The sequence below is a fragment of the Nostoc sp. genome (genome assembly GCF_036917465.1).
Lineage (GTDB): Bacteria > Cyanobacteriota > Cyanobacteriia > Cyanobacteriales > Nostocaceae > Nostoc.
Genome location: NZ_JBALDL010000097.1, coordinates 43,262 through 58,138, shown reverse-complemented (window position 1 = coordinate 58,138; position 14,877 = coordinate 43,262). Strand labels below are relative to the sequence as shown.

The 14,877-nt window shown below is 43.6% G+C and carries 21 protein-coding genes and 1 pseudogene; 13 read left to right on the top strand and 9 right to left on the bottom strand.

Annotated features, from left to right (window positions below; all coding sequences use genetic code 11):
- The 3 genes and pseudogenes from V7K38_RS26800 to V7K38_RS26790 all read right to left on the bottom strand — a co-directional run.
- Positions 1-1,673: pseudogene (locus V7K38_RS26800) on the bottom strand (hypothetical protein); the annotation flags it as partial.
- Positions 1,674-2,174, bottom strand: a complete 501-nt coding sequence (locus V7K38_RS26795) for a hypothetical protein (protein WP_334862340.1) — start codon at positions 2,172-2,174, stop codon at positions 1,674-1,676.
- A 3-nt stretch (positions 2,175-2,177) separates the two neighbouring features.
- On the bottom strand, positions 2,178-2,492 hold the full coding sequence (locus V7K38_RS26790; RefSeq protein WP_334862338.1) for a hypothetical protein: 315 nt from the start codon (positions 2,490-2,492) through the stop codon (positions 2,178-2,180).
- A gap of 226 nt (positions 2,493-2,718) precedes the next feature.
- Here V7K38_RS26790 and V7K38_RS26785 point away from each other — a divergent pair, with 226 nt between their 5' ends.
- The 3 genes from V7K38_RS26785 (at position 2,719) to V7K38_RS26775 (ending at position 3,727) form a co-directional block, all read left to right on the top strand.
- Positions 2,719-3,303: a tyrosine-type recombinase/integrase gene (locus tag V7K38_RS26785; protein WP_334862336.1), complete on the top strand. Its 585-nt coding sequence runs from the start codon at positions 2,719-2,721 to the stop codon at positions 3,301-3,303.
- Positions 3,300-3,452: a hypothetical protein gene (locus V7K38_RS26780; protein WP_334862334.1), complete on the top strand. Its 153-nt coding sequence runs from the start codon at positions 3,300-3,302 to the stop codon at positions 3,450-3,452. Before V7K38_RS26785 ends, V7K38_RS26780 begins: the two co-directional genes overlap by 4 nt.
- A 77-nt stretch (positions 3,453-3,529) precedes the next feature.
- On the top strand, positions 3,530-3,727 hold the full coding sequence (locus V7K38_RS26775; protein WP_334862332.1) for a hypothetical protein: 198 nt from the start codon (positions 3,530-3,532) through the stop codon (positions 3,725-3,727).
- A gap of 119 nt (positions 3,728-3,846) precedes the next feature.
- On the opposite strand, the gene V7K38_RS26770 is transcribed toward V7K38_RS26775, so the two are convergent.
- From V7K38_RS26770 to V7K38_RS26750, 5 genes are all read right to left on the bottom strand, one after another.
- Positions 3,847-6,273 (bottom strand): DnaB-like helicase N-terminal domain-containing protein, encoded by a 2,427-nt coding sequence (locus V7K38_RS26770; RefSeq protein ID WP_334862330.1) that lies wholly within the window; start codon positions 6,271-6,273, stop codon positions 3,847-3,849.
- A gap of 205 nt (positions 6,274-6,478) precedes the next feature.
- The gene (locus tag V7K38_RS26765) at positions 6,479-6,676 is read right to left on the bottom strand and encodes a hypothetical protein (protein ID WP_334862328.1); all 198 of its coding nucleotides are present in this window, start codon (positions 6,674-6,676) and stop codon (positions 6,479-6,481) included.
- The gene (locus V7K38_RS26760; RefSeq protein WP_334862326.1) at positions 6,676-6,918 is read right to left on the bottom strand and encodes a hypothetical protein; all 243 of its coding nucleotides are present in this window, start codon (positions 6,916-6,918) and stop codon (positions 6,676-6,678) included. The genes V7K38_RS26765 and V7K38_RS26760 overlap by 1 nt, the downstream gene beginning before the upstream one ends.
- Before the next feature lie 264 nt (positions 6,919-7,182).
- Positions 7,183-7,395 (bottom strand): ribbon-helix-helix protein, CopG family, encoded by a 213-nt coding sequence (locus V7K38_RS29740; protein ID WP_442940806.1) that lies wholly within the window; start codon positions 7,393-7,395, stop codon positions 7,183-7,185.
- Positions 7,396-7,422: 27 nt separating this feature from the next.
- Positions 7,423-7,743: a hypothetical protein gene (locus tag V7K38_RS26750; RefSeq protein ID WP_334862322.1), complete on the bottom strand. Its 321-nt coding sequence runs from the start codon at positions 7,741-7,743 to the stop codon at positions 7,423-7,425.
- Here V7K38_RS26750 and V7K38_RS26745 point away from each other — a divergent pair.
- The 10 genes from V7K38_RS26745 to V7K38_RS26700 all read left to right on the top strand — a co-directional run bounded on the left by V7K38_RS26745 (position 7,730) and on the right by V7K38_RS26700 (position 13,902).
- Positions 7,730-7,933 carry a hypothetical protein gene (locus tag V7K38_RS26745; RefSeq protein WP_334862320.1) on the top strand — a complete coding sequence of 68 codons (204 nt, stop codon included), beginning with the start codon at positions 7,730-7,732 and terminating at the stop codon, positions 7,931-7,933. The genes V7K38_RS26750 and V7K38_RS26745 overlap by 14 nt on opposite strands.
- Entirely contained in the window at positions 7,930-8,403 is a 474-nt protein-coding gene (locus V7K38_RS26740; RefSeq protein WP_334862318.1) for a hypothetical protein, read from the top strand. The genes V7K38_RS26745 and V7K38_RS26740 overlap by 4 nt, the downstream gene beginning before the upstream one ends.
- Positions 8,390-8,644, top strand: a complete 255-nt coding sequence (locus tag V7K38_RS26735) for a hypothetical protein (RefSeq protein WP_334862316.1) — start codon at positions 8,390-8,392, stop codon at positions 8,642-8,644. The genes V7K38_RS26740 and V7K38_RS26735 overlap by 14 nt, the downstream gene beginning before the upstream one ends.
- 9 nt (positions 8,645-8,653) lie before the next feature.
- Complete coding sequence (locus V7K38_RS26730; RefSeq protein ID WP_334862314.1) at positions 8,654-9,166, top strand: hypothetical protein; 513 nt, start codon at positions 8,654-8,656, stop codon at positions 9,164-9,166.
- Positions 9,166-9,438, top strand: a complete 273-nt coding sequence (locus V7K38_RS26725) for a hypothetical protein (RefSeq protein WP_334862312.1) — start codon at positions 9,166-9,168, stop codon at positions 9,436-9,438. The genes V7K38_RS26730 and V7K38_RS26725 overlap by 1 nt, the downstream gene beginning before the upstream one ends.
- Entirely contained in the window at positions 9,420-9,959 is a 540-nt protein-coding gene (locus tag V7K38_RS26720; protein ID WP_334862310.1) for a hypothetical protein, read from the top strand. The genes V7K38_RS26725 and V7K38_RS26720 overlap by 19 nt, the downstream gene beginning before the upstream one ends.
- Positions 9,960-10,051: 92 nt before the next feature.
- Positions 10,052-10,471 carry a hypothetical protein gene (locus V7K38_RS26715; protein ID WP_334862308.1) on the top strand — a complete coding sequence of 140 codons (420 nt, stop codon included), beginning with the start codon at positions 10,052-10,054 and terminating at the stop codon, positions 10,469-10,471.
- An 84-nt stretch (positions 10,472-10,555) separates the two neighbouring features.
- The gene (locus tag V7K38_RS26710) at positions 10,556-11,650 is read left to right on the top strand and encodes a site-specific integrase (protein WP_334862306.1); all 1,095 of its coding nucleotides are present in this window, start codon (positions 10,556-10,558) and stop codon (positions 11,648-11,650) included.
- A 462-nt stretch (positions 11,651-12,112) separates the two neighbouring features.
- Positions 12,113-12,262 carry a hypothetical protein gene (locus tag V7K38_RS26705; RefSeq protein ID WP_334862305.1) on the top strand — a complete coding sequence of 50 codons (150 nt, stop codon included), beginning with the start codon at positions 12,113-12,115 and terminating at the stop codon, positions 12,260-12,262.
- A gap of 143 nt (positions 12,263-12,405) precedes the next feature.
- Positions 12,406-13,902, top strand: coding sequence for a flavin-containing monooxygenase (locus V7K38_RS26700; protein WP_334862303.1), 1,497 nt, complete (start codon positions 12,406-12,408; stop codon positions 13,900-13,902).
- Between the two features lie 262 nt (positions 13,903-14,164).
- On the opposite strand, the gene rppA is transcribed toward V7K38_RS26700, so the two are convergent.
- On the bottom strand, positions 14,165-14,857 hold the full coding sequence (gene rppA / locus V7K38_RS26695; protein WP_334862301.1) for a two-component system response regulator RppA: 693 nt from the start codon (positions 14,855-14,857) through the stop codon (positions 14,165-14,167).
- Positions 14,858-14,877 lie beyond the last annotated feature (20 nt).

Genomic DNA, 14,877 nt, shown 5'->3' with positions numbered 1-14,877 from the left:
TGTCCGTTAATGCCATCATTCCCTGGATGACCATCAACCCCATCATGTCCGTTGGTTCCTGGTTGTCCGTTAATGCCATCATTCCCTGGATGACCATCAACCCCATCATGTCCGTTGGTTCCTGGTTGTCCGTTAATGCCATCATTCCCTGGATGACCGTCAACCCCATCACGTCCGTTGGTTCCGGGTTGTCCGTTAATGCCGTCATTTCCTGGATGACCATCAACCCCGTTGGTTCCGGGTTGTCCATTAATGCCGTCATTCCCTGGATGACCGTCAACCCCATCACGTCCCGGCGGTCCAGGAACTCCAGCCCGTAGCGCGATAGCTGCAATTTCAGCTTGCAGCCCTCCTATTTGAATTTCTAAAAAAGCAACGACAGCAGCAATCAATGGGAATTTGACTAGAATTTCAGCTATCTGAGCCGCAAAAGCAGCAAATCTGCTAGCGAGAGCCGCCAATTCTGCCATTTGTGCTTCTACCTGCGCTTCTTCTAGTGCTATTTTTGCGTCTTCTGCGGCTATCTTGGCATTAACTTCTATTTCTAATTCAAGAAGCCTAGCATTGATTTCTGCTTCAGTTACTTCGACCGCGCCAACAGTCGCTTCAACGGCACCAATTTGAGCTTCTAATTCTGCATTAAAACCTGAAATTTCAGCTTGAACTGCGGCAATTTCTGCTTCTATAGGTGGAAGTTGAGCTTCAACAACTGCTAATTCTCCTCGGAGTTCTTGAGAAAATCCAATTGCTTCAAAAGCTACTCTTTCGGCTTCTAATACTTGGGGCTGGAGTTCGGCATATTGTACTTCTAGAGCTTGTAATTGTGGCTCAAAAGCTGCTACTTCTGCTTGTAAACCACTAATTTCTCCCTGCAATCCTCCAACTGTTCCTTCTATTTCGGCAATTTGTGCTTCCTCTCCAGCAGCCTGCGATTGAATTTCAACATATTCAGCTTCAAGAATTCCTATTTGGGATTGTAAACCTCCAATTTCAGTTTGAAGACCACCGACACTGCCTTCTATTTGAGCAATTTGTGTTTCTTCTCCCGCTATTTGGGATTGTAATCCGCCAATTTGACTTTCAATTGTTGCTATTCCTACATCTAATCGAGCAATTTGTGCTTGCTCGCTGGCAACTTCAGCTTGAACTGCACCGACCTCAGCTTGAATTCCTGCAACTTCAGCTTGAACTGCACCGACCTCAGCTTGAATTCCTGCAACTTCAGCCTGAACTGCACCGACCTCAGCTTGAACTCCTACAAATTCAGCTTCTAATCCTGCTATTGCGGCTATTGCTGCTGCTCCTTCTGCCGCCGCGGCCGCGGCGGCAGCAAACACACCTTCAAGAGCAGCAGCAATCAGTGGAGCAGCTACGATCGCGACTAAAGCTGCAATTCCTGCCCCAAAAGCAATTAATTTTGCTTCTAAATCATGTAGTTCGGTTTCTAAGTTCCCAATTTGGATTTCATCCTGTGCTAATTGGCGATAAACATCGGCTAGTTGATGTTTTAATGCATCAATTTCAGCTTGGAGATTTGCATTATTTGAACTATTAATTAAATTTCTTAGGTCATCAATCTGGACTTGTAATTGCTGACAACAATCACATTGATGACCTGCACAATTGCTAAGATTTGAAAGTGAGGATATCAGCGATTGACCAGTACCAGACATTTAACAAATCTCACTATTAATTTTAGAAATCAAGGCTTCAATTGAATCAAATTCGCCTTGGTCAATGCAGACTTTACCATCTGGGCAGAATGTTGTCGGGTCAACGCATTTTTTACCACTAGCGCAAGCGCCACCGTTAGCACAAACAGCTTGGCAATCAGCTAAAGATTGATAGATTCCAGGGGTTTCGTAAGTGCTGGACTGAATGCATTGACCATTAATGCAGTCATACTTGGTAACGTTAAGACAAGAATTACTGCTAGATGTAACAGTTACGTTAATGCTGCCAGGGGAATAAGTGTTAAGTAAAATTGTCCCCAGATTGCCATCAACTCGCAACTCATAAGTGTTTTGAGGTGGCCCGCCAATTACAACTTTATAGGCTGTTTGGTATGAACCATCTGGGACATTGAAGCTGCCAACATCGGAACCATTGTTATATCCAGGAGTGCTAAAATTTACGGTTAAAATACAACTCCCACCAGGATTAGAAGTTGTCATATCCTAAACAGCGTTAGGGTCAAAGGTTGGAGCAGCGTACGTCCCGTAAAATCTTTCTGAAAATTGAAATTGAGTTTTAGCAGTGCCGTTACGAGTTATTGGTGAAGAGATAACTAAATCAGAACTTGCCATTACCGAGGCATCAGTATTGGCATTTATCCAAGCGTGGGCATTGGCAATAATCGCCGCGTAAATTTCTAAAGCGGTAGGATTTGCTCCTGAAAGAGATGGCAAGGAAGTAAGTGGGATTGCTAATATTTTTGGTGAACCAGAAAATGTTGCAGTTGCGCCAAATAAGTCAGTGATTCCAGGTTGCATAACGAATTTTTTATTGAAGTGAATAAATCCGTTGTATTGCTAATCGAAATTTATGTAAATGTTCCACTTTTATGTAGAAGTGGAATATTCACTGATGCCGTGTATCCATTACCAGTATTAGGATTGAGCCAATATTTGCTAATAGCCAATATTTAGATAATTCCGCTTTCACCTCTTGTTCAGGTAAAAGCGGAATGCGAAATATTCTAAATTTGTTTAACTATCTATGCCAAAGATTAACAGAAAAGGGAAAGCTGCTGTACTGACAGATGGTGAATATTCCAAAATTCGACGGCAGATTAAAACTGAGAAATACAAATTACTTTTAGACCTTGCCTGGTACACCGGGGAGAGATGGGGGGCTTTAGTGCAACTTAAGGTAAGCGATGTTTACGATCACAATGGACTACCCAAGGAAGACATCATTTTCCCCGCCATTATCAGAAAGCACAGGCCAGACGGAACAGCCGATACTACAGAGATTCCAGTGCATCCAATATTGAAGGAGTCTTTAGGGCGATATCAACCAAAAACACAAAGCGAGTGGCTATTTCCCTCAAGATGTGGAACCAAGCCAATTACTTGGAAAAATGCTTATGACATTTTGGCGCGGGCATCAGATGACGCGGGATTTGAAAGCAAGGGCATCTCTACACACAGCACCCGCCGGAGCATGGTAAATAAATTGCGAAAAAGTGGAGTTGCCAAAGAAATCATCCGCACTTTCACCGGACACCGCGACAACAAAGGGCTTGACCCTTATTTTGAGATTGAAATGGACGAACGCCGAGGCGCGATCGCAACTCTATGAACGCCAGACTCCTATTCCTCCAAATCGAAATCTTCTTCGGACGCTTGCAGGAAGGGGAATATGACCATCCCCTGTATTTAGCTATGGCCTTAGAAAATCTCGCTAACCAGGCATGGGACGAGGTTGACCAAATTTACCCCAATCTGTGACAAAGTTTCCATGAACAGGTAAGCTCAAACCAGAAATTAGTCACAGCGCGATTCGTTAAATCGGAGAGAAAAGAAATATGCCTACTGCAATAAAAGGAACCACAGTTGCGGAACTAATTCAAGAACTGCACAATTTCCCTAGTGATGCCCTCATTTCTATCAAGGATAGTGATGCTAACCGATTTCTGATCGTTGGCTTTCAGGCTGGGTCTGATGGCGTGAATATGATCATCGATGACGACGAGAGCAATGAAGATGATGCCAGCGACGAATAAACTTAAATTTCACCGTTGAACACCATGATTTACTTTTTGCGATCGTCCACTTACAAGGCGATCGCATTTTTTATGCCTTCGAGCGCGATACTTGTCGATCGCACCTCGCCGAATTATAATTACTCACTAATTTTTTTCAGTTGACTTGGTTGGAATGGCCCAAAGCACTCGTTGCCTGATCTGGTTTTTGTCTGAATCCAGATACCTCCTGGGTGAACACCGCTAATTGTAAATACCTTGCCAAGGAATTTTTTGTGTTCACCAATAACTGTTACCTCATCATCAACTTTGAACTCTATTAACAATGGGTAAAGTTCGGAGAGTGGAACCCGAATTTTATGTATGTCACCAGCTTGCCAGACTTCAGCTTCTGGAAGAGTTTTAAAAAGCTTACATACTTTGACCTTGTTGTTAAGTCGCGGCGACCAGTAAATACCGCCTGACTCAAAATCCGCTCGTTTGAGGGGAGAGGGTGACGAAGGATCAGACGCAGTACCACCCTTCGGATCAGGTTGGGGAAAACTGCTAGAGTCTTTGACTGGTAGGGCTTCAATGGCTGTTTTACTAGTATGTGTATTTTCGCACAGGATCAGGGGAGGATCAGTACGAGGATCAGACCCATTGTTGTTGTCTGACAAGGCATTCAGCCTCATGTGATCCTCGTCCCCCCTTTTGAGTTCTAAAATTTCTGTGCTGGGCATTTTTTCGAGATTTTCAGCCCCTTGAGGATCACTAGAGGCTGTATCGCTTGCTGTGTCTGAATATTGGGTCTGATCCTCGTACTGATCCTCCCCTGATCCTATTTTTTTTATACCAGATTCAGAGTGGGGCTGCAATTCATTGCTGTCAATGCTTATAGGATATGAGGGGGTCTGATCCGAGGGGTGATCCTTTGGTGATCCTTCGTAGGCTAGAAAATAAACGTTGGGTTTGGCCTTCTCGCCCTTAGCTGCTGGGTGGCGTTTGACGCTGATTAATCCGTCAGATGATAATTCTCTAAGGTATCGCCGAGCGTAGTCTTTGGAGATGCCTAGTCGATGGGCTATCTCTTCACTGGTGAATTTGATATTTCTGTGAGATGCCAAAAGCTCTAAAGTACTGTCTTTGGCAGATTGACCGGGCCCGCCAAACTCTTCTCCCTCTTCTCCCAAAAAGGTAAAGCTAAGGTCTTCTGGGTTGAAATACATTCGGTATTTCTTGCTGGAGGATCGCGATCGCGATTTGTCGATCTCTAATATCCGGTCGTAGGAAGTAGCAGTTTCTTTTTTGTCCTTGGATAGTGTCCAAACTTCACTGACTGCGTTTCTAATTGCGGTCGTGCCCCTAACCTCACCTCCCTTGTTCATGTGGTGAATAATCACAAAAGTCACTTTGTACTGGGTAGCTAGTCCGGTCATCTCCAGGATGGGGCGAGAGTATTCCATTTCTGACTCCCGGTAAATCGAAAAACGGTTGGCAGTAGATAGCGAGTCGATGAAGACAAGCTCCGGCTGAAATTCTTTTAAATCTTGGATCAGTGTTGGCATATTTTCAGCGCTCCAACCAAAGCGGACACGAACAGATTCGCCGATATCGGATTCTGAATAACCCATTGAATCTAGGGCTTGCAGCATATCACCGGGGCTTTCGTCTCCCTGGTAGTAGAGAATCTTTCTTTTCCCTGTGGCTACAAATGAGCCAAGCTGGGTGCCTTGGATCAGAATCTTGCCAATTGCATAAGCGAATTTAGTTTTACCAACTCCACCATCGGAAGCTAGTAAGATGGTTGTACTTTTAGGGATGAGTCCATTGATTAGCCATTCCCGAACTGTGGAGCCGGCTAATTCTCTTAATTCATCATAAGTAAGCAAGTTGCTGCATTGAGCGACGAGTGCTTTTAGGTAAAACTGTTCCAAGAATCCCATCGAAAGATGATGGTCATCTGCTAGTCTTTTCAGCTTCAGTAGTCTTAGAGATGGGAGGGCACAAGTTGTATAAATAATTGTCAGTTCTGAGAGCAATTTGTCGTGTAACCATTGTTCGTGTTCATCTCTTGTTGGAGCAATTGGTGTCTCAATAATTGACCGGGTTCTCTCGGTAATCTCAGCGAATAAATCAGGTAATTCGCGTTTAGTTTCATATCCCAGTTTGTTGATGCTAGATCCCAACTCAACTATCTGTCTCTGAACAAATGCTGTAATAATTAAGTCAGCCTTGTGGTCGATATTAACTGCGCTGACGTTCCAATCTAATGTAGAGGCTAGCTTTGCTTGACCGCCTATTCTGGTAAGAATGTCGTGGCTCCTTAGAAAGCTAGTAACACTCAATAAATCATTTGGTTTACCCTTATTGCAGAGTTTTAAACAGGCTTGGTAAATGTCTCTATGGGCACTGATATAAAAATGCTCTGGCTTTAGCCTATCTTTGACGCGGAAAATTGCATTCGGGTCGTCTAATATACCTCCGATAACTTCCGCTTCTGCATCTATTTCGGATGGTGGTAGGCGGTCAGCAACTGTATCGAATTGATGTTGCTCTTGGGGGAATTGATAGATACCTTGTGTCATTTTTCTACCCCCAAATTAGCTGATTTTGAGTTATTGGATGTGGTAGAATATGGAGAAGTAACGGATATTCTACTGCCTAACTTTTCTAAATATTTATTCATTTTTACTTTTGGTTTTGAATTCACCAGTTCTAATGGTGAGTTTTTTTTTGCGTGTGATAAATTGCTTAGTTGCTATTGAGACATTGCCAATAATTGCAAGCTAATCAATCGGAGAGTTGCAGATAAAGAAGAAAGTTATCTAATTCCTCTTCGGTCAATTGCAGTCGCGATCGCTTCCCGTAATACCTCCCTAAATGCTCTCGTCCCTGCTCAACTGTCCAGCCCAATCGCTGCATCTCGGTATCTGTCTTCTTCATTAGGTCACGGAAGTTTGGGTAGGTTGGTTCTTTGTCATTAGTCATTAGTTGCGAGTGCCACGCTTAAGCTTGACGCTTTTGGCTATTTCTTTCATCCGATCCAGCAGGGCGGGACTTTCTTGGAATAGCTGTGGTAATCCATCTAGGATGAATGCTGCTAGCACTATCGCCTGGTCGGGTTCTAATTCTGGGTCAATGGTGCGGATGTAGCCGATAAATTCCTCTAGCTCGTAGATGAGCAGAGTTCTCGCCCTAACTACCTTTGATGAGATTTTTTGTTTTGTCATTGTCCATTAGTCGGTTGCGATCGCACTCCCTTAAACAGCAGTTACTTAGACATTCGGAACTTCGTGGCGATCGCAATCCGCTTTGAATAAGGCAATCGCCACGAATAAAGCCGTCCACCCAAGCAGGTAAACGGCTTTATTCTTGATTCTCGGTTTTTTGGTCTTGACTAAAAGCTTCGTCTAATTGGTGCAGTTCTTGCAACCTAGCTTCTAATTCACTTGCTTGAGTTTTGTAATAAGCCAGCTGTCGCTCGGTTTCCTGGATCAGCTGGCGAACGATTTCCCCAGTGATTCCATTGCTTGACCGTTCTCCAGTGCTAGCGGTATCTCTTTGTTGGCCACTCTCTCGACTAACTCCGATCTTGTCATTCCCATGCTCTCCGCTAATTGTCGAAGTGCTTCCCATGATTCCGGTGTTACTCTCAAAGTGCCGGATATGCCTACTTTCCCGCTTTTTGGACGGCCTGTTCTTGCCATTCTCTATCCCCATAATCGACCCCTCAATTATTGCACATCTAAAAGTATGGAATTAACTTGCACTTTTGAACGTGCAGTATTACCATCATAATATACTTTTATAAGTATAGAAGTCCAACTCCCCAACGCCTCATCTTTCGCGTTGCAACCGGAGCAAGCACCCGCGCCACCTTGCGCGGAAACACCCTGTACCTGATGCCCAATGACTGATGACCAACTGCATTCACCCATAAGTCGTAGCGTCGCGGGGTTAGCAGTCCAAGAAAAAAGGCGACCACTACTCGCTAGCGATCGCCAAATGGATTCTTTATCAATTACTAAGGAGATTTTACCAATGACAGAAGACATTAACAAATCCTACGTCCAGCATTACGTTGCCAAAGCTGAAGCTACAGACAATGAACAACTAAAAAACAATTATCTTTATCGGGCTGGAACCCAGATGGAAGTAATTGAATGCGATGGGAACGACCGACTCAGCCAAGCACAGCAGCAAACGGTATTAGATGCAGCATCCAAGCTGTTAGGGGGACAATGACACAGCAACTGTACACCACTACTGATGCTGCCAAACTGACTGGCATCCCAGAAAGCACGATCCGCAGTTGGCTACGCCGACATCCTGGGGTATTTCAGATTGACGTTCACGTTGCAATTGACGAACACGGGCAAAAATTGTGGACTGAAGCGGGAATTGAACTGTTGCACAGCCGACGTGCGTCAAAAAATGCAACCGAGTCCGATGCAGAATTTGATGCAGAATCCGACGCACCCGATTTACTTGAAACGCTCCTAGAAGAAGATGCACAGCGATTAGCCCGTGAATACTGGCGACAATTACCAGGTCGAACATTGCAACGTATTAAACAGATGAGGGATAACCCCACACCTGAAGACCGGGAGGTAGTAACACTTTCCGTTCGCGCTGCGCTCAACGCTGGAACCGAGCATCTACTCTTACCCACATATCAGCCAATGCTATTAGAGTCCGGAGATGAAACAGAGTAACCAGAAGCTCAGTAGTAAGGTTGTACCATTCACTGGTGAATTCTACCCAGTTCCCGATCCAGAACCCACGCCAGCCGGAAACAATATTGCGGCTTATTTAGTAATCGTTGCAGCTGCACTGGTTGCCGGATTAAGCATGGGTGCAATGTCAACTTACCAAAGCGCGGATCAAGTCCAACTCCGTGAGATGAAAGCCCAAAGTCAGCAGTTAGAAAAAGTTAAAAATCAAGTTTGTAGATAGGAGTAAACAATGGGAATCCTTGCACGAATTACCAGCGCTGGAAAATCTAATAGCAATAATAATGAGTCCTCACTGTCCACCGGAGGACATGGGATTGACAAAAATCAGGTGTTAGCCCCCACAGATGCAACTGTCATCAATCCGATGAACGCGGGAAGATGGCAGACCGTGAGGACTGCACCGATCAATGAAACTCCTCGCTATTTTAACAAAGCTGAGGCAGACGCACTCAAAAAGATTGCTGCTCAAAAGAGAGAAGAAGCACGCCAGGCGCGACGTGCTTACAAATCTCTCAAGAAACTGGAAGAATCTGATGCACAGGTACACACTGCCCATCGTAGCTATATTAAGGGCGTTGCAGACAACGAACTCACCAAAAAACGCTCTGATGCTTCCACAGCAAGACACTTACACGGGCTGCGCCCGGAATATGCAAAGTTAGGTTTTGGACTAGACCGCGCTGAAAATAAAGCACAGCAACGGATTGACGAACTCAAAGCCAAAGTCAAGGATAAATACTAATGGCAAAGGCGGTACACCTGGGGGCTTGGTTCCTTCTGGGGTGTATCGCCTCTAGCTCTGTAGCTTGGCTAGGGGCGTTGCATCCTGCTTTATTTCGGGTGATGTGGGTTATCTACATTGTGTGTTGTGCTGCGTTATGCCTTGCACTCCTGACGGATGACGCTGTTAGACCGTTTCTCAAATTGTCCCAGCATGACTATTACGCCCTGCTGATTGCGATCGCAGTTTCGATTGTTTTGGGAGGGATGCTGTCATGGCTGATCGGTGGCTAAAAACTAACTGTTTGCTAGCTAGTGCAACAGCTTTTTGGCTAACTGCACTTTCTCCAGTTCCCGCGATCGCAAAGGGAGTTAGCTATAGTCTGGCACTTGTTGCATCAGTGCAACTCGTCCAGGAGTCGCGGCGATTGATTATCCAGGATGCCCGACGTGCAGCACTCGCAGCCATGAACCAAGAGCTAGAGCAAACTGAATTCGCACTGCACACCCAACAGCAAGAGCAAGCGCTTTATGAAGTCTATGGCGATGCACCGACTTACCCGCCGGAAGTAAAGGAGGAGCTAACCATTAGTCTGGAACACTTATATAAAGAGCCGAGCGCGGATCGCACTGAAGAAACTTCCACTTCCACTTCCCAAAAAAAAGCTTTCTATCTGGCGATTAAGTCGCTTTTGGAAGTTAGCGGCGAAACCTACGTTATTGAGAAGATTTTAAAAATGGGTGGACGTCAATGGGATGAAGGCAAGCGGCTATTGCAACAAATTTTAGATGAGGGTCAACAAAATGAGTGGTAATTTCAAAGTCACCTTGCAGCGCTGTTGGCATAGCCTATCGGAATGGTAATGGCTCAATAATTTGAAAAGTCCAAATAATTTTCAACTCTGAAATGACTCAAACAACTTGTCCTCGATGCGATTGCACAACCTTGAAATATCAAGAAAATTACGGTTACTGGGAGTGTTTAGACTGCGGTCATGTTTGGGCGTTGGATACTGATGATCCAGACTATGACGAAGAACCGCTAGACCTTGGCGCTTGCTGCGGCTGCGGCACGCGCCACTCACGAGTGCAAAATATCCTAACACTTCAGAAAAAAGCCCTTATTCCTGGCACGGGTTGGAGTTGCTTTGTTTGTGGCATCCCCGCAGATGGCGCAATCGCTATTGTCTGCGACAATTGCCTAGCTCAGATCGAAGACGGTAAACAGATTTTAAAGCAAGCTGTCTACGGCGATGTTCTCGACAAGAAGCGTTGCGACATTAATCTTTTGACTGAAGATTTTAGACATAAGGACATCCCTCACTAGTCTTGAGTCAAATAATTTTATCCCAGCGAGAAGCAAATACAAACTTGCTTCACTTTGTGATGAATTTTTAATGGAAATTTAACTATGAAAAACATTGAACACCGAATCAAGGAGGCGAACGGACGACTCCGTAATTTCGGCATAAATATAGAGCAAATCCGTAGCAGGCTTTATTTGCGAGCAACCCTTCCACCAAAGCCACGAGCAATAAAAAATGAGTGGCATCAACAAAGAATAAATATTGCTGTAGCCAATTCAGACGGGGTAAAACTCGCCGAACAATCAGCCAAAGTTCTAAGGCTTCAATTAGACACTAAAACGTTTGACTGGTCTAATTACGTGCAATTAGAAAGCAAAGCAATTGGTCAAATTGTCAGGGAATTTGAGGAAGATTATTTTCAACGCCGTGCCAAAAATTTTAAATCTGAATCAACATGGAGGGTTGAATATGCAACAGTATTCAAAGTTTTAGATTTTGATAGTCCACTAACTGCTGAAATTTTAAAAACTGCAATTTTAGGAACTGAGCCAGATACGAGAACAAGAAAACGATTTTGTTCAACGTTAGGAATCCTGGCTAGATTTGCAGGTATAAACTTTGATCCTCGGAAATATTCAGGTAGCTACAGCCCAAAAAGCAGAAAACCTAGAGATTTACCCACAGATAAATTGATTGTCGAATTGCATAGCGAAATCGAGGATTACAAGTGGCGCTGGGTCTTTGGAATGCTCGCCACCTATGGCTTGAGAAATCACGAGGTTTTCTTCCTCGACCTCAAAGAGTTAATGGCTGGCAATAAAGTTGTGTCTGTACTCCAGGGCAAGACTGGCTATAGAACTATATGGCCTTACCACCCGGAATGGTTCGATCAGTTCTCCCTGCAAGATGTAAAAATTCCCGACATCAACTGCGATCGCAACAACTCGTACATAGGCGGAACTGTTACCCAACGGTTTAGACGCAACGAGCGACTGCCATTCAAGGTTTACGACCTACGCCATTGCTGGGCAATTAGAACCCTTGACTACGGGGTTGATATTTCATTGGCAGCACAGCAGATGGGTCACAGCCTAGCTGTTCACAGTAATCTGTATCATGCCTGGGTAAGTGTTGAGCATCACCAGAGAGCCTTTGATTTGGCGATAAATAAAAGCGATCGCCCTCTACCTCCAAAATGATAGATTTATAGTTACTAATTTTGAATTAACCAGCAAGCGGTTTGCTGGGTTTTTGCATTGCGAATATGGTGACGTGGTGACTCTTAATCTATTGGTTGCGGGTTCGATTCCCTCGTCACCCACTTTTAAAGTATTGTCAAAGCTTGTTAATCAATGATTCAGACGGGAATCCGGTATACATTCCTCGCAAAAATATCTGACTTTTTATCGAATGTGTAAAAGTCTGAACGTGTGCGGCATGGAGTTACAGCTTCTTCGTCAAACTTTAGGAATTACCAAGACTCTACGCCTAGCCTTGACGTTTGCATAGCGTAATACACCGTTACGAATAAAATTATTGTAATAACAACAGCTTGGGCATTTGTTACCAATACAAAAGCGGACGTTAGGAAAAAAGTTGTTGTCGTTACCACAGCTTGTCTATTTGTTATCAACACAAATTATTTTGTTACCAATGCTTATTTGTTAGTAACGACAGCTTATGCCTTAGTTACCAACATAACTGGTTTTGTTACCATAGCCGATCTATTTTTAGCAAATCCTGATGTTGTCGTTTCTAGCAAGACACGCAATATTTCACAGCCTTCTGCAAAATCTTCAATTAAGTTTTGAATCTGCGAGTTATCAAAACCGCCTTTGCAGATTAAATTGATAACTTGCGTATAAACAGGTTTTTTTGATGTTATTTAAATAAATAAAACCTGCTGTAAATTCATCTTTACAGAAATTATTGCAAATTTTACTAAAAAAAGAATATGGAAATCAAGCAAATTTGCGTAATTGGGGCTGGAATTAGCGGTCTAGTAACAACTAAAACTTTTGTCGAAGAAGGTTACAACGTTACTGTATTCGAGAAACAAAAAGGACTTGGTGGTGTTTGGGAACAATCTCGAAGTTACCCAGGATTAACAACCCAGAATACAGGTGACACATATAGTTTTTCCGACTATCCCATGCCTGCATCATACCCAGAGTGGCCCACAGCAGAAGATATGCGGAATTACTTAAATTCATACGCCCAGAATTTTAGGGTTCTTGAGAGAATTCGCTTCCAAACGGAAGTTACCAATGTTTCCCGCAAAACTGGAGAACAAGCAAGATGGGTAGTTACTATCAGAGTGAAAGAAGGTAATGGCGATGAGACAAGAGAAGAAAAGCACGAATTTGACTTTGTACTAGTGTGCAACGGCACATTTAGCATCCCGAAGTTACCTTCGTTGCCTGGTAGAGAAGAGTTTGTCGCATCTGGAGGACAGGTAATTCATTCTACCGAATTTAACGATGCCTCAATTATTGAGGGGAAACGAGTAGTAGTAGTGGGTTTTGGCAAATCTGCCTGCGATATTGCGACTTTGGGGGGAAACATAGCCAAAAAATCCACCCTCATCTTCCGTAAGCCGATGTGGAAGGTTCCGAGATTTTTCCTCGGTTTAGTAAACCTGAAGTATATTTTATTAACTCGCTTTTCAGAAGCTTGGTTTCCCTACCGTCAGATGGGACGGCTTGAAAGATTACTGCACACTCTGGGTAAGCCGCTAGTGTGGGCTTTCTGGCGCACTAATGAGATGCTGATACGCCTGCAATTCGGGCTTGATAGTTGCGGAATGTTGCCTGAACTACCTCTAAATGTGGTTAACTGTACCATTAGCATAGCTCCGCCAGATTTCTTTAAGTATGTACACTCTGGTAAAATTCAGGCAATTAAAACGAGCATTGCCAAGTTTATCCCTGATGGTGTGGAATTAGCTAATGGTCAACAGTTACAGGCAGATATAGTAATTTTTGGGACAGGATTTACCCAAGAACTTTCTTTTCTCGAAGAAGAATATCGCCGACAGATAATTGATGAAGATGGTAATTTTAATCTTTATCGTTATCTGATTCATCCTAATATTCCCCAGATGGGTTTTGTTGGCTATAACAGCAGTTTCTATAGTCAGTTAACATCAGAAGTTGGTGCTTGGTGGCTACTAGAGTATGTCAAAGGCAATTTGTTATTACCTTCGCCGTCAGCAATGTATCAAGAAATGGCAGCAGATATCGATTGGATGAAAACTCAATACCATAGTGTTGTAGCGAGGGCGACATGCATCACCTCGTTTTCTTTGCGTTACACTGAGCAAATCATGGAAGATATGGGTGCAAATCATGAACTTGGTATCTGGAAAGGAATTTCACAGATTATGATGCCTGTAGATTTATCTCTGTACAACAAACTTCGACAGGAATTGAAGTCGCAAAGACTAAAATAATTCGTAATAGAGCCTCCGGCACGCTCCGCAAACGTAATTCGTAATTACAAGACGTTTGCGGACTCGCTAGCGCAATTCTATTGATGGTAGCTCGATGAATTAAAAATGAAGTGGTATTTATATCTTTTTTAATTTAATACGGGGTTCAATTAAGGTTAAAATTCAACGAATCGCAGAGGACACAGAGAGGAGAAAAAAATGCTTAATCCAAACGCATTGCTTTCTTTTTAACTACGAATGGCAAATGACGAATTAGTTAAACTCACTCCACTGAGGAAGCACCAAAACGATAGCCTTTGCCGTAGACTGTGTGAATCAGCGCAGTTTCTCTACCTACCTCAATCTTACGGCGCAGCAAACGAATTAATGCTGCAATCACATTACTACTGGGTTGTTCTTCCTCTTGCCACAAATTTTGCATAATTTGAGCATGAGTCATTAGTTGTCCCGTGTGTTCCATAAAATATTGCAGCAACTGACTTTCTTTTTGCGATAACTCAATCATTCTTCCTTGGCGATAGGCGACTTGATTTTCACAATCGAGTTCTAAATCAGCGACGGTTAAACGTCCGGTAGTAGTTTCATAGATTTGGGAACCAGAACGACGCAATAAAGCCCGGACTCTGGCGAGTAACTCGCGCAGTTCAAAGGGTTTAACTAAATAGTCGTCTGCACCAGCATCTAAACCTTGTACTCGGTCATCTAAAGTATCTTTAGCTGTGAGAAATAGTACGGGAGTAGTTTTACCTTGTCGTCGCAATTGCTGACAAATCTCTAACCCCGTTTTTCCTGGCAGCATCCAATCTAAAATTAGTAGATCATAATTGCCTGTTTGTGCATGTTCGTTGCCACTTGTGCCATCGAAAGCGGCATCGACAATATAACCCTCACGAGTTAACAAGCGACTCAAGGGTTTAGTTAGTTCAACTTCATCATCAACTAATAAAATTCTCATGCTGCTGTGGTAAGCATATA

Excerpts from the sequence above, each read along its gene's own strand:
- V7K38_RS26710 (WP_334862306.1), top strand. The coding sequence starts at position 10,556 with ATGAAAAACATTGAACACCGAATCAAGGAGGCGAACGGACGACTCCGT.
- V7K38_RS26770 (WP_334862330.1), bottom strand. The coding sequence starts at position 6,273 with ATGACACAAGGTATCTATCAATTCCCCCAAGAGCAACATCAATTCGAT.
- V7K38_RS26760 (WP_334862326.1), bottom strand. The coding sequence starts at position 6,918 with ATGACAAAACAAAAAATCTCATCAAAGGTAGTTAGGGCGAGAACTCTG.
- V7K38_RS26740 (WP_334862318.1), top strand. The coding sequence starts at position 7,930 with ATGACACAGCAACTGTACACCACTACTGATGCTGCCAAACTGACTGGC.
- V7K38_RS26720 (WP_334862310.1), top strand. The coding sequence starts at position 9,420 with ATGGCTGATCGGTGGCTAAAAACTAACTGTTTGCTAGCTAGTGCAACA.
- V7K38_RS26750 (WP_334862322.1), bottom strand. The coding sequence starts at position 7,743 with ATGTCTTCTGTCATTGGTAAAATCTCCTTAGTAATTGATAAAGAATCC.
- V7K38_RS26765 (WP_334862328.1), bottom strand. The coding sequence starts at position 6,676 with ATGACTAATGACAAAGAACCAACCTACCCAAACTTCCGTGACCTAATG.
- V7K38_RS26725 (WP_334862312.1), top strand. The coding sequence starts at position 9,166 with ATGGCAAAGGCGGTACACCTGGGGGCTTGGTTCCTTCTGGGGTGTATC.
- V7K38_RS29740 (WP_442940806.1), bottom strand. The coding sequence starts at position 7,395 with ATGGCAAGAACAGGCCGTCCAAAAAGCGGGAAAGTAGGCATATCCGGC.
- V7K38_RS26715 (WP_334862308.1), top strand. The coding sequence starts at position 10,052 with ATGACTCAAACAACTTGTCCTCGATGCGATTGCACAACCTTGAAATAT.
- V7K38_RS26790 (WP_334862338.1), bottom strand. The coding sequence starts at position 2,492 with ATGCAACCTGGAATCACTGACTTATTTGGCGCAACTGCAACATTTTCT.
- V7K38_RS26795 (WP_334862340.1), bottom strand. The coding sequence starts at position 2,174 with ATGACAACTTCTAATCCTGGTGGGAGTTGTATTTTAACCGTAAATTTT.
- rppA (WP_334862301.1), bottom strand. The coding sequence starts at position 14,857 with ATGAGAATTTTATTAGTTGATGATGAAGTTGAACTAACTAAACCCTTG.
- V7K38_RS26730 (WP_334862314.1), top strand. The coding sequence starts at position 8,654 with ATGGGAATCCTTGCACGAATTACCAGCGCTGGAAAATCTAATAGCAAT.
- V7K38_RS26785 (WP_334862336.1), top strand. The coding sequence starts at position 2,719 with ATGCCAAAGATTAACAGAAAAGGGAAAGCTGCTGTACTGACAGATGGT.
- V7K38_RS26735 (WP_334862316.1), top strand. The coding sequence starts at position 8,390 with ATGAAACAGAGTAACCAGAAGCTCAGTAGTAAGGTTGTACCATTCACT.
- V7K38_RS26775 (WP_334862332.1), top strand. The coding sequence starts at position 3,530 with ATGCCTACTGCAATAAAAGGAACCACAGTTGCGGAACTAATTCAAGAA.
- V7K38_RS26700 (WP_334862303.1), top strand. The coding sequence starts at position 12,406 with ATGGAAATCAAGCAAATTTGCGTAATTGGGGCTGGAATTAGCGGTCTA.
- V7K38_RS26745 (WP_334862320.1), top strand. The coding sequence starts at position 7,730 with ATGACAGAAGACATTAACAAATCCTACGTCCAGCATTACGTTGCCAAA.
- V7K38_RS26780 (WP_334862334.1), top strand. The coding sequence starts at position 3,300 with ATGAACGCCAGACTCCTATTCCTCCAAATCGAAATCTTCTTCGGACGC.